We start from the raw sequence: 12,105 nt of genomic DNA on the forward strand, positions 1-12,105 counted from the left end.
CCTCCTCGCTTACTACTACAACCGGCAGGGGGCAAAATGGCCGGGAGCGGAGCCGGACAACAAAAAAAGCAGTAAATCTTTTTCAAGACTTACTGCTTTCGCTGGCCGCGTCGGTGGCGGCTGGTATTCAGTTTTTATGACTTGTCCGGTGGTTCGTCAAGCCGGAACTTGAATTGACAGTCAATTAACCGCTGCTTTACATAGTCCTCCACCTCGGCGTTGACCTGCCCGTTCACTTTTGAGAAATAGCGGATATATCCGGCGTAGTGGAGCAGGACAGCGTTCACGGCTTCTGGGTCGCCCTCACGGGCTTTGAGGATTGTTTCATAGGGGAGAAGTCTACTCATACCGGCTCACCCCCATTTCTTCGCGTAGCCGCTGCAAGGCAAGCTGGATATGCCGCCCCGCTGTGCTGCGTGACCGGCCAATACACGCGCCGATCACGCGCTGCGGCTGGCGCAGAAAGTAATAGCGCAGGATTTCTTCCCGCGTCTGCTCCGGCAAAACAGAGATCGCGTCGGCAAGGGCGGCGTTGCAGAGCAGGACGGTCTGACCGCAGACGGTAAATGGGTATTCCTCGTCCGGCTCCGACGCGGCAAACTGGACAAACTTCTCGTTCATCAGATAGTCAAGGGAAACTTGCCGTTCCCATTGCCGTTTAAGCTTCAAAATCTTGTCCAAGGCGGCACAGCGGATAACAGTCTTGCAAAAGGCGTTGTACCTGCGCTGGATATATTCTTGATAGGCTATCTGGTCGGTCATGGAAATTCCCCTTTCTGAATAATAGTGCGGGGCGGTGGCACTTCTTGCTGTCGCCCCTTGATTGCCTACCAGCAAAGGCGGGCGGGGCTGTCAACGGCTGCGCATATGCGCCGTTCATCTTGACCGTTGACTGGCTCGGCTGGGTTTGCTATTTACCCGACAAACTTGAATTTATTTTAAGCTATCACGTTTTACCTTCTTAAGCCTTACTATCATTACCATAGGAATTTCTTTGTTGGTTTTAAAACATTCTTCATAAAATCCATCAATGACAAATCCAGCTCTAAAACAAAGGTTAAAAATATCTTGTATGGAACGATGATAATAAATCTGCTCTTTCGGTTGCCCTTCAATCGCTATATCATAGTAACTGTGCGGTGTCATATATTTTTCAGTCAACGTGACAAAACAAGGGTGTTGCGTTGCAAAGACAAAAATTCCGCTTTCCTGCAACAGTTCATAAACAGCCATAAGAAGTGGTTCAATATCCGTAATATCCATAATTGCCATATTAGAAACTGCTTTCGTAAAGGCTCGATTTCTTTTTAATTCTAATATACTTTTTCTATCGGTCGCATCCGCCACACAAAATTCAATTTGTTTTGCATATTGTGATTGCCGTCTTTTAGCCAATTCTATCATTTTTTTGCTGTAATCAAAAGCGACAACCGAAGCGCCTCTTTGTGCAAGATACGAAGAATAATTTCCATTGCCACACGCAATATCCAAAATGTAATCCGCAGGATTAGGAGATAGAAGTTCCGTTACTTTGGGACGCACTACCTCTCTGTGAAATTCATTAGATTCGTCACCCATTGCATTATCCCAAAATTGTGCGTTCTCCTCCCAGATTTTTTTACTTTCCTCTGTTCCCATGTTCTCTCCCACTCCCCAAATTTGCTTTTTTGCTTCCATTAAATCTTCCTTACTATATTCCATTGTTACCCTCCATAACTTCTGATTGTTGCCGTCTTGACGATTATGTATCTTTACATTACCTTCTGAAACATATGGCGCACCTTGTCCAGGCGGCTGTTTGGACGGCGGGGCTGGATGACCGGCTGACCGACAGCGGCCTGATATCCTTTCAGCTCTGTAAGGCATACGCTCCGCCCGTTGGTGTAAAAGGCCAGATCAGTACGGTATGCCTGTATACAGCGGGCGGGAATCTCGCCAGTAAAGACAACTTCATCCTTTTTTACCTGGGCCGTTTCGATGGTGGCACAGTATTTCGGTGCATCATGATAAGCCCTGGAAAGGTATTCCTGGGGCGCATAGAGGGTGAAGGAGAGATAAGGTTCCAGCAGCTGCGTCCCCGATTCCTTCAATGCCTGTTCCAATACAATCGGGGCCAATGAGCGGAAGTCCGCCGGCGTGCTGACTGGACTGTAATAAAGCCCGTATTCAAAGCAAATCTTACAGTCCGTTACGTTCCAGCCGAACAAGCCCTGCTCCAGCCCGTAACGGATACCATCCCTGACAGCGTTTTGAAAACTCTGGTTCAAGTATCCCAGCGAAACCCGGCTCTCGTATTGTACGCCGGAGCCAAGCGGGAGTGGTGTAACAGACAGTCCGATAGATGCCCAAAACGGGTTGGGCGGCACCTCGATATGGATGGTGTGGCTGGCTGCTTTGAGCGGCCGCTCCATATAAATGACGGAGGGTTCCTTTACCACTGTTTCAAGCTTGTATTTTTCCGACAGCAAAGCGGAAACAACCTCCAACTGCACCCGGCCCAAAAAAGAAAGAATGATCTCATGGGTGATGGAATCCACTTCGCAACGCAAAAGCGGGTCAGTATCCGCAAGTTGCGTAAGAGCGTCCAGCAGCCGTTCTCTTTGCGCTGCCGTTTTCGGCGCAATCGTCGTCCGCAGCATGGGGAGGGGGTCCTCGCGCCACCTTTTACGAGGGAGCCGGGTTTGGTCCCCTAATACATCGTTTAACCTCACGCTGTCGCTGGGAAGGATAACAATTTCACCCTGATAAGCGGTGTCTGTCCGAACAATTTCCCCTTTGGATGGAATACGCATCTCTGTGATTTTCAGCTTTTCTCTCCCGGCCAGGGCCACCGTATCCCGCAGGCGCAGCGTTCCGCTGTATAACCGTAGATAGACACGCCGCTGGCCGCAATCGGTGTACTCAACCTTGAAAACGCTGCCGCATAGGGCGGCGCCCCCCTGTTCCCCAATCGGTTGGAACAGCCCTGTCACCGCATCCATCAACGGTTGAATGCCAAGGCCATTTTTGGCGCTGCCATGATAGACTGGGAACAGGGAGGCGTCTTGAACCCGCTGCTGTTCCTCCCGCGCAAGTTTTTCCCGGCTGATTGGTTCTCCTGCGATATACTTTTCCAATAATTCATCGTTATTTTCGATGACCGCATCCCATGCTTCTATGTCGGTATTTTCCTCCAGGACTATTTCCGGGGACAGCGACACCGTCTGCTTGATGATAATATCGGCGGAGAGCTTATCCCGAACAGACTGAACCACGCTCTGCAAATCAACGCCAGCCTGGTCGATCTTGTTGATAAAGATAACGGTGGGAATGTTCATTTTCCGCAGGGCATGGAACAGAATACGGGTCTGGGCCTGCACGCCATCTTTAGCGGAGATCACCAAGATGGCCCCATCTAAAACAGCCAAAGAGCGGTACACCTCCGCCAAAAAATCCATGTGGCCGGGCGTATCCACAATGTTGACTTTACATCTGTGCCACTGGAAGGAAGTGACTGCCGCTTGAATGGTAATCCCACGCTGCCGCTCCAAAAACATGGTGTCCGTCCTCGTTGTCCCTTTTTCGACGCTCCCCGGTTCTGAAATGGCTCCGCTGGCATATAGCAGGCTCTCCGTCAAGGTCGTCTTTCCAGCGTCTACATGGGCAAGAATTCCAATATTGATTATTTTCATGTGATTGTCCTCCCTTTACTGCCCCGAAGGGCATAAAAATCCCCAGCAGTAAAATACTTTTACCACTGGGGATTATAAGTTGCGGACATACACATATACAGCATACACCTGTTTGTGATTGCTGTTTTTGGGGATATGTCAAAATTGATAAGGCAAAAGTATTCTTAAATTGGGTACAAAAAACTAAGCCCCTACAAAAGGAGCTATCATAATCCTTTGTTCCCACTATTTGATTATAGTTTTATTTAAGAATACCTTGCCGCATATTTTTTACTCCTTTTCTGGATTAAATCATTGTATCACATCAGTTTTAGGAAAGCAAGTACCTAAAAGAAATTTTTCTTCCCCTTATATGTAACAATCATACCGGCTTCCTAGCGTTCAGAATGTTTTCTGCTGTCTGCTGTGGTGTTTGGTTGGAATTGTCCAACCAAAAGCCGATCCGTGGTGTTGTCTGCATTTTACTAAATACAAATTCAATGTATACAGAAAGATATAAGGAGTGGGAGGGATTCCGCCGTAGTTGGCATTGTAGGAAAATCCAAAAGTTTAGATTTTCCCACAATGCTTATCTTTTGGTCTTTGGTTCGGAATAGTGTAGTGCTGGCGGTCTATCTCTTGTTTTCGGTTGCTTGCTTCCTTACCGTACATGAGCATTTGCCGCGGGGTTGTCGGAACCGTAACCTTCCAGCAGGTTGATGACGCCCCACACCGCCAGACCAGCGCCCAGCGCCATGACCAGAATCTTGAGAATGTCGATAGCAGAGTTAAAAAATTCCATATACGTTCCTCCATTTTGTTTGTTGGTTATGGGTACAAAAAAAGCCGCCCACATTGGCGGCGCTTCGGGCCATCATGGCCCGAAGTTACACAAACTCGTCGCTGTCCAGATCGTCGAAATTCAACAGGTCAGCTTCTTCGTCTGTGTCGGAGCCGTCCACCTCGTACACCGTGTATTCGTCCTCCGGCTTTAGTCTCAATGGCCGGTGGCGAAACAGGCTTTCCAAGTGGAAGGCGTTTTTCTTTTTGTCAAACTCGGCTGTGTACTTGTAGTTGGGGTGCTTTTTCAAATCGTATTTGGGAGAAAAGAAGGGCGGGAGCCCTCGAAGCTGCAAGATACACTTGTCTCCCGGCATGGTGGTGATCTCGCTGGTGGTCATCAGCTCCCGGCCAAGCCGTTGCATATTCTGGCTGTAACTTTCGGACTGGCCCCGGCTGCGGCCCTCGGTCTGCATGGAGATAGTGGCCTTGCCCAGCCAGTTTTCCGAAATATCCTTTAGGGTGGAAGCCTCCCGGCCTCCGAGGAACACGATACTGTCCATGTTTCCCATGATGGTTTCGGAATGGTCCTTGTACAGCGCCTTGCATTGGCTCATAGCCTGATAAAAGAGCGTCAGGCTGATCTTCCGGGAACGGATAACGGCAACGATTTTTTCCAGCCCCGGCACCTGTCCCGTGTTGGCCGCCTCGTCCCACAGCACCCGTACATGATGGGGCAGGCGTCCGCCGTAGGTGTTGTCGGCCCGTTCACACAGAAGGTTGAACATCTGTGAGAAAGCGAGGGCCACAAGAAAGTTATAGGTGGTGTCCGTATCGCTGATAAGGAAAAACAGCGCCGATTTTTCATCCCCCAGCCGGTCAAGCTCCAGCTCGTCATAGGACATGATCTCCCGAAGCTGGGGAATGTCAAAGGGGGCAAGTCTGGCTCCGCAGCTAATCAGTATGCTCTTAGCTGTCTTGCCGCTTGCCAGCTTGTACTTCTTATACTGCCTCACGGCGAAGTGCTGGGGACTCCGGCGCTCCAGCCCGTCAAACATATAGTCCACCGCATTTTTGAAGGTTTCGTCATCCTCCCGCACTTCCATGCTGTTTATCATTTCCACCAGCGTATTCATGTTGCGTTCTTCCTCCGGCCCCTCAAACACGATGTAGGCCACAAGGGCGCAGTATAAAAGGGTTTCGGCTTTGGTCCAGAACTCGTCGCCCTCCTTGCCGTCGCCTTTGGTGTTGGCGATCAGGGCGGTGACGAATTTCAGCACGTCGCTTTCCGTTTTGATGTAGGCCAGCGGATTGTAGTGCATGGATTTGGAGAAGTCGATACTATTGAACACCCGCACCTTATATTTCTCCCGTTGCAGGAACCGCCCGCATTGGTCGAGGGTGCCGCCCTTCGGGTCCACCACCACATACGAGGAATGGGCTTGAAGGAGCTGCGGGGTCAGCCAGAACCTTGTCTTGCCCGAGCCGGACGAACCGATGACGCAGGCGTTCAGGTTGCGGGCGTTGGCGGGTATCTTCGGGCGGGTGTTCATGGTAAGAAACTCCGTCCCGGTCAGAATGACATTGTTCTGAAATTTGGGGTCTACAAACGGCTTTATATCCTCCTTTGTTCCCCAGCGGGCAGTGCCGTACTCCGCATCCCGCCGGAATTTCTTTGCCTGCTTGATTTTGGACTGTATCAGCAGATACACCCCAGCCGCACCGGCGAGGCCCACCAGCAGGTCAATGCCGCCCAGTCCCGGCCAGTAAGTTTCAAAGACTTTGGGGAAGGTGTCGAGCATCCCCATGAGCTTTGTCCCGAAGTCTGCGCCGGGCGCGATACGGTAGGCCGTCCCGATTTTGGAGAAAAACCAGAACACAAAGAGGTACGGCAGGTTGGGGAGCACATATTTTCTGATCTTGTCACTCAACGTCCGTCCTTCACCGCCTCTCTGGTCCGCTGCTTCTCCTTCGGCTTTGTCCTGATCTGCTCCGTGAGCTTGCGGAGCTGGCCGAGGATAGAAGTCTTGTCCTGGTCTTTGTTCAGCACCTTTGTACTGTATTTCTGGAAGGCCGCCGTGATGGCGTCCGCCTGATTGGCTTTGAAGAACAGCAGGTAATGGCCGGGGCTCACTTTATGGAAAGCGTAGTCCACATGGAACTCCTTCGCTATCCGGTCAAAATCCTTCGGCGCACCCACATACTGCATGGCGTTTTTGCCGCCGTAGTGGTTCATCAGCTTCTTCACGCTCTGGCGGCCCTGCGGGGTCAGCGCCTTCCGGTGGTGCTTTTGCAGCGCCCGAACCACCTTGCCAAGAGCGGCGGCCAGCACTTTTCCCGTCAGCTTTGCCGTCTTGATCGAAAGGGCAACTGTTTTTTGGTTTACTTCTTCCTGCATAAAACCTCCTTTCCGTCAGGGCTCCCGGTAGACGGGAGGCCCCCGTACACTCCGGGGCAACAGAAAACCTCGGGCCAATGTGGCCCGAGGCTTACCGCTCGGCATCCCTGCTGGACGGAGCTTTCTTTTCCGGCTCCGTCTGGACTTTTTCGCCCTGTTCCCGCATGGTCTGCAAGATAGAAGGCTTCTTTTGAAGCTGGGAGGGCTTTTCGCCGGACAGTGGCTTGATACATTCCAGACGGTCAGCCGCCCGGATGGCGTTGTCCGTGAGCTGTCGCTGCCATGCGCCCACGCTGGGAGCCCAGCGAAAGCCGTTGCTTTTCAGCTCGGCCCGGGTGTCCGCGTCAGGCTTTCCGTCAAAGAACACCTGCAAGCGGTTGTCCTCCCGGTTCATTTCCACACGGCCCCCGTCAAACTCCCAGCCGGAAAACTCCCGCTGCGCCTGTTTGGAAAGCTGTTCGATACGGGCCTTTACCCGGCGGATCTCCGCATTGTTGTTGGTAAGCTGGTAGCTTTCAAAGGGCCTCGGGTCGCTCCGCCAGCTTGACGCCATGCTGGCTTTCAGCTTTTCAATCTGGTCGGGCGACAGCAGCGCACAGCCGTCCAGCTTGCCATGCTTGCGGTAATAAGCGTTGACCTCCTTCATAATGAGCTGGGAGCGTTCCAGCCCGTCCAGCTTTTTCTGGAGCTTTTCAATGGCCGCCGGGTCATCGGCGCTGATACCGCCCATGCCGGTGCTGCGTATCTTATCCAGCAGCCCTTGAATATGCCGCCATTCCTCCATGTTGCTGTCCCGCGCCCGGTTCTGTTTTTCTTTCTTTCCCACCGGGAAATTGGAAGGCCCGGCGATCAGCACAGAGGGAACCCTCGCGTCAATGGCAAAGCCCTGGTTCATGTTTTCGGCCAGCTTGCGGGCGTAGGTGTCTAACAGATGGTCGATCTTCTCATGGTACATGGGGTCCACCCGGGATTTTTGCTGTTCGGCTATGGCTGCGGCCCTATCTACCATACGGCGGTATTCTGCTGTTGCCTGACCTTCCTTAAATTCATATTGACTGTTCATGCGGTTGGCTTCCCGGGCAGCATTTTCGTCAATCGAATAATATGTTATGGATGTACACCTCCTTCATGCTTCGGGCCATGTTGGCCCGAAGTCTTACCGTTCCTCATGGGAAGGCCCCGCCTTGTCCTTTTGCGGAACGGGCGGGGTCTCTTGAAACCGTTTGAGTGCGCCGAGAATGGAATGGACGGGCTCGGCCTTTTCGGGATAGGCAAATACCCGGTGTTCCGGCGGTATGTCCTGCGTCCCGTGGTAATGCTCCTTAAAGCCCACCGGGTCCGCCGCCACATAGCCGCCGGGAGCGAATACGCCGCCCTCGTTGATACGCATATCCCGTCCGTATGCCTCATAATCGAAGTAGCCTTGAATGTGCTCCGGTATGTCGATGGTCCCCAGCTCGTCGGCGTACAGATGGCCCAGCCCTTCATCATCGGAAATATCCGGGTAAAAGCGGTAGAGGTCAAGGTTCTGCGTCAGGTTGATTAGGTTCTTCACGCTGCCCGTGTGTTTTCCCAAGACAAGAGCGGCCTCAAAGGTTTCCAATCCGCCCTTGTCCCGTACTTCCAGCAGGGCATGGCCCAGTTCGTTCAACTCGTCGATGTTCTCGTACTCGTCCAGATAGTCGTACAGTCCCAGCACATCGCTGTCAAAGCTGGTAATAAACACTTCGCTGTACCGCTTTCCGTCTATCCCGATTTTTGCAAGGGCGGCCTGTACCTCCTGTGTGGTCGTGGGGAAATGAACCGTTGTTCCCACTTCAATCCCCATCATGGGGTACAGGGCCGTGTTGGTTATATAGGCTTCAAACATGGGCTCAATCCTCCTTTCCGGCCCTGTCTGCCAGCACTTCATAAATCCCGGCCATGATGTAATCGGCGCAAGGGAGAGCAATCGCATTTCCCAGCGCCTTGTAGCGTTGCAGAGGCCGGATTTCCTCGCCGTCCGCCCCGTACTTTGTCCAGCCTTCCGGCAGCCCCATCAGCCGCTCACTTTCCGTTTCCGTCAAGAAGCGGATACAGCCGCCGTCCGGGTCGCCCTCGTACCAAAAGGCGAAGGGCGTCACATCGCTGGCTAAAAGAGTGGGAAAAGGGTCAGTTGGTAATCCGAAGCTGTTTCGGAAGGCGCTTTCTTCCTGCCTTTTTGCCGCTCCCCGCATACGGAAGCATTGAAAGGGGTGGATGACTGGTATTTGCCGCCCTGTTTCAAAAGAAGATGTTCGATCTCCTTCGGCGGCGGTCCGCCCGCCCTCTCGGCAAGGCGGAGTAAGTGGGAGCATTGGACGGGGCTTAAATAGTATGTCGGCGGCACGTCTGCCTCTAAAATCCGCCACGATGAAAATTCGCTGCCTTCGCGCCAGCCTTCGGGAGCCTGCCCAATACTGGGCGTCCATGAGCCGCCAGCACACATCAGGCGTTCCCCCTCGCACCATTCCGGCGTTTCCCCATCTTCCAGAAGGAGGCATTGGAACTTCGGTGTCCGAGAAGGCGGATAGGACGGCTCTAAAATCCATCCGGTCATTTGTAGAAAACGCTCCCATGACGTTTTCCCAAACAGCGATAGCTGGATATAGGTTATCAGTGGCATCCCTCATTTCCTGTATGATACGAAACGCCTGATAAAACAGGCTGGATTTTGCCCCGGCAAGGCCGGAGCGGTTGCCGATCAGAGAAAGGTTCTGACAGGGAGAGCCGAAGGTTATCACATGGACAGGCGGGATTTTCCCGCCGTCCACCTTCGTAATGTCCCCCAGGTGCGCCATATCGGGAAAGTGCCTTTTGGTTATGGAGATCGGCGCTTTTTCAATCTCGCTGGCCCACACCGGACGGATACCGCAGCGGGAGGCCGCCAGAGGGAAAACGCCTAGCCCGTCAAAAAGGCTCCCCAGCTTAATGTCCGGCATGGCCCGGGCCGCCGTGTCCCTTCACGGCAAGAACCCCGTCCAGCGTAGTAGCTGCGATACCCAGCCGCCCGGCAACCGCAATATCGTTTTTCACATCCTCGTCCACCGCACCGCCGCAGACGATCAGGGTATGGGAGCGCCGCAGCATATCCCGGCGCATATCAATCCCGGCCTTATGTTCCTCGGGAACGCTGTCATTCAAGAACAGCGGAAGATACAAAAGCGGGCAGATGGGGGAAAAGCCCGCCTCATAGGCAAGACGGCAGTAGTGGGCCGCCAGCTCCATATCAATATCCGGCTCACCGCTCCATGCGGCGGTCAGATAGGCCAAAGGTCGTTTCATTGGTTCAACCTCCATTTCTTTCTGATTTGTGGAAAGCAAGGTTTCGCCCAACCCCTCCGCCCCTTCCCCCGGGAAGGGGGACGGCTCTGGAGAATTTATATCCCCGTCGCTTGTCCGGGAAAAAGCATAACCGGGAGAAATCCGTCAAGGGTGCCTCTGGCACCGCCTGCGGCGGCGTTGCCCTTGACTGATTTTCCCGGCTATGCTACGGAATAACTGGCGACGGGGAATAATTTATATCTCCAGAGCTTCGGGGCGCGGGGCAGCGCCCCGCAATCCTCGGGCCATCTTGACCCGAAGTTTCGGCTTACTTTTCCGGCTCGGTTTTCTTCTCCGGCTTTTCGTGTTCCTTCTGCTGGCCCTTCCAGTCGTCCAGCAGCTTGATGATCTGGTCCTTCATTTCCCTCGGCGTGGTTTCCTTGCCGAAGTATTTGCTCAGTTCCGCACCCGTCAGAATCACTTTGTCTACCTCCTTTTTGTCCTCCATCATAATGCCGTCGATCACATCCCCGTTGAGCAGCTTCTTTTCGTCCAGCTCCCGCATACGCTTTGCCTGCGCCTGCGAAGGCGAGGACTGCTGGCTGTCGATGGCGACGGCGATATAGTTCTGGTTCTTCTTGCCGATGTAGGAAAGCTCCACCGCCGTAGTGAAGCCCAGCTTTTTCTCGTCCATCAGCTTCATCAGGTCGGGGACCAGCTCATTCAGCCGGATATACCGCTGCACCTGCTTGACGGCCATCTTGTTCCGCTCGGCCACGATCTCGTTGGAGCGTTTGCCTGCGTCCTTCGGGTCAATCTGGCCCGAAGTTCGGGAGCCCTGGTGCTTGATGGCCTCAAGCTGCATTTTCAGAGCTTTGGCCCGCTCGCTGGGGAGGATTTCTTCACGCTGGTTCAGATTGTCCTCCACCATCTGTGTGATGGCTTCATCGTCCGTCAGGTTGCGGACGATACAGGGCATATCCGCATATCCGGCAAGCTCGCTGGCCTTCTGGCGGCGGTGGCCGGACACGATCTCATAGCCGCCATCCTCACGGGGACGGACGATAGCGGGCTGGGTAACGCCCTTGTCCTTGACGCTGGACACCATAGCCCGCATTTCTTCATCGTCCCGGACCTCAAAGGGATGGTTTTTGAAGGCGTGGAGCTCGTTCAGCTTGATATATACGATCTGTTCCTCGCCACGGCGGGGAGCCTCCTTCGGTCCCTCGGGTTCCTTCGGAGCGGGAGCGGCCTGCACCGTGGGAGCCGCTTTTTTCTCCGGTTTCTCTTTGGGGGTCTTTTCCTGCTTTTTCTGTGCGGGGGCTTTGGGCTTCGGAGCGGCGGCCTTGTCCTTATCCTCTTTCGGAGGACGGCCCCGGCGCTTCGGCTGCTCGGGCTCTTTGGGCTTTTCCTGTTTTCCTTCGGCCTTTTTCGGAGCCTCCGGCTGCTTTTCCGGTTTCTCCGTTTTTGCCGGGGCAGGCTTTTCCCCGCCGGAAGCTGCCGCCCGTTCCTCGGCTTTCTTTCCTTTCATAATTTCAGCGAAGTCATAGACGGACACCTGCGGGCTCTTTGCCTGCTGTTCCGTCTTTTTTTCGGCCTCCGGGGAAGTAGGCGTTTTCTCCGGCTCGGGCGGAGTTTCCTTGCCCGGCCCGGTATCCGTTACCGGCTGCTCCGGCATTTTCGTGGTTTTATCATCTGCCATAAGCATTTACCTCCTGTTTTTGGGCGTAAAAAAAGGGACTCAACTTTTCAGTCAAGCCCCCGTGGGAAGTTCCTCCTTTCTCCGCCAAGACACAAAAATACCGCCCGTAGTCTCGTTTGGGCGGTACTTTGTGTAAGATTGGCAGTCCATTATTAAGTTTTTTATTATGTTCCCTTTGTACACCGTTGCAAAATAAAGTTGAAAGACAATTAAAGTTGTCTATGAAAAAGGAGCACACTGTAGAAAAAATTGCTGTATTGTCACCACAAAAAATCTGATTGAGAAAGAAGGAT

The 12,105-nt window shown here is 53.3% G+C and carries 11 protein-coding genes and 1 pseudogene; all 12 read right to left on the minus strand.

Translation table 11 applies throughout. The features are described from left to right. Positions 1–134: 134 nt before the first annotated feature. The 12 genes and pseudogenes from C12CBH8_RS05515 to C12CBH8_RS05570 all read right to left on the minus strand — a co-directional run bounded on the left by C12CBH8_RS05515 (position 135) and on the right by C12CBH8_RS05570 (position 11,818). Positions 135–347 carry a helix-turn-helix domain-containing protein gene (locus tag C12CBH8_RS05515; RefSeq protein ID WP_002586615.1) on the minus strand — a complete coding sequence of 71 codons (213 nt, stop codon included), beginning with the start codon at positions 345–347 and terminating at the stop codon, positions 135–137. Then, complete coding sequence (locus C12CBH8_RS05520; RefSeq protein WP_002586616.1) at positions 340–762, minus strand: sigma-70 RNA polymerase sigma factor region 4 domain-containing protein; 423 nt, start codon at positions 760–762, stop codon at positions 340–342. Before C12CBH8_RS05520 ends, C12CBH8_RS05515 begins: the two co-directional genes overlap by 8 nt. A 171-nt stretch (positions 763–933) precedes the next feature. Beyond that, positions 934–1,701, minus strand: coding sequence for a class I SAM-dependent methyltransferase (locus tag C12CBH8_RS05525; protein WP_002586626.1), 768 nt, complete (start codon positions 1,699–1,701; stop codon positions 934–936). A 50-nt stretch (positions 1,702–1,751) separates the two neighbouring features. Next, positions 1,752–3,671, minus strand: a complete 1,920-nt coding sequence (tet(W), locus tag C12CBH8_RS05530; protein WP_215533725.1) for a TetM/TetW/TetO/TetS family tetracycline resistance ribosomal protection protein — start codon at positions 3,669–3,671, stop codon at positions 1,752–1,754. Positions 3,672–4,323: 652 nt separating this feature from the next. Then, a pseudogene (locus C12CBH8_RS05535) lies at positions 4,324–4,452 on the minus strand (Maff2 family mobile element protein); the annotation flags it as partial. Positions 4,453–4,537: 85 nt separating this feature from the next. Then, positions 4,538–6,361, minus strand: coding sequence for a VirD4-like conjugal transfer protein, CD1115 family (locus tag C12CBH8_RS05540; protein WP_215533726.1), 1,824 nt, complete (start codon positions 6,359–6,361; stop codon positions 4,538–4,540). After that, positions 6,358–6,828 carry a PcfB family protein gene (locus tag C12CBH8_RS05545; RefSeq protein ID WP_021419861.1) on the minus strand — a complete coding sequence of 157 codons (471 nt, stop codon included), beginning with the start codon at positions 6,826–6,828 and terminating at the stop codon, positions 6,358–6,360. The genes C12CBH8_RS05540 and C12CBH8_RS05545 overlap by 4 nt, the downstream gene beginning before the upstream one ends. Before the next feature lie 91 nt (positions 6,829–6,919). Continuing rightward, positions 6,920–7,891 (minus strand): hypothetical protein, encoded by a 972-nt coding sequence (locus C12CBH8_RS05550; RefSeq protein ID WP_246441764.1) that lies wholly within the window; start codon positions 7,889–7,891, stop codon positions 6,920–6,922. Positions 7,892–7,984: 93 nt separating this feature from the next. Continuing rightward, positions 7,985–8,698 (minus strand): antirestriction protein ArdA, encoded by a 714-nt coding sequence (locus tag C12CBH8_RS05555; protein ID WP_215533727.1) that lies wholly within the window; start codon positions 8,696–8,698, stop codon positions 7,985–7,987. A gap of 4 nt (positions 8,699–8,702) precedes the next feature. Continuing rightward, positions 8,703–9,788 (minus strand): DNA cytosine methyltransferase, encoded by a 1,086-nt coding sequence (locus C12CBH8_RS05560; protein ID WP_215533728.1) that lies wholly within the window; start codon positions 9,786–9,788, stop codon positions 8,703–8,705. Next, positions 9,775–10,131 carry a DUF7768 domain-containing protein gene (locus tag C12CBH8_RS05565; protein ID WP_036744842.1) on the minus strand — a complete coding sequence of 119 codons (357 nt, stop codon included), beginning with the start codon at positions 10,129–10,131 and terminating at the stop codon, positions 9,775–9,777. The genes C12CBH8_RS05560 and C12CBH8_RS05565 overlap by 14 nt, the downstream gene beginning before the upstream one ends. Positions 10,132–10,438: 307 nt before the next feature. After that, positions 10,439–11,818 (minus strand): ParB/RepB/Spo0J family partition protein, encoded by a 1,380-nt coding sequence (locus tag C12CBH8_RS05570; RefSeq protein WP_215533729.1) that lies wholly within the window; start codon positions 11,816–11,818, stop codon positions 10,439–10,441. Positions 11,819–12,105: the final 287 nt, after the last annotated feature.

Source organism: Solibaculum mannosilyticum (assembly GCF_015140235.1).
Taxonomy (GTDB): domain Bacteria; phylum Bacillota; class Clostridia; order Oscillospirales; family Acutalibacteraceae; genus Solibaculum; species Solibaculum mannosilyticum.

What these genes read in the sequence shown, in the direction of transcription:
- C12CBH8_RS05515 (WP_002586615.1), bottom strand. Translation starts at nt 347, where the DNA reads ATGAGTAGACTTCTCCCCTATGAAACAATCCTCAAAGCCCGTGAGGGC.
- C12CBH8_RS05520 (WP_002586616.1), bottom strand. Translation starts at nt 762, where the DNA reads ATGACCGACCAGATAGCCTATCAAGAATATATCCAGCGCAGGTACAAC.
- C12CBH8_RS05525 (WP_002586626.1), bottom strand. Translation starts at nt 1,701, where the DNA reads ATGGAATATAGTAAGGAAGATTTAATGGAAGCAAAAAAGCAAATTTGG.
- C12CBH8_RS05545 (WP_021419861.1), bottom strand. Translation starts at nt 6,828, where the DNA reads ATGCAGGAAGAAGTAAACCAAAAAACAGTTGCCCTTTCGATCAAGACG.
- C12CBH8_RS05550 (WP_246441764.1), bottom strand. Translation starts at nt 7,891, where the DNA reads ATGAACAGTCAATATGAATTTAAGGAAGGTCAGGCAACAGCAGAATAC.
- C12CBH8_RS05555 (WP_215533727.1), bottom strand. Translation starts at nt 8,698, where the DNA reads ATGTTTGAAGCCTATATAACCAACACGGCCCTGTACCCCATGATGGGG.
- C12CBH8_RS05560 (WP_215533728.1), bottom strand. Translation starts at nt 9,788, where the DNA reads ATGCCGGACATTAAGCTGGGGAGCCTTTTTGACGGGCTAGGCGTTTTC.
- C12CBH8_RS05565 (WP_036744842.1), bottom strand. Translation starts at nt 10,131, where the DNA reads ATGAAACGACCTTTGGCCTATCTGACCGCCGCATGGAGCGGTGAGCCG.
- C12CBH8_RS05570 (WP_215533729.1), bottom strand. Translation starts at nt 11,818, where the DNA reads ATGCTTATGGCAGATGATAAAACCACGAAAATGCCGGAGCAGCCGGTA.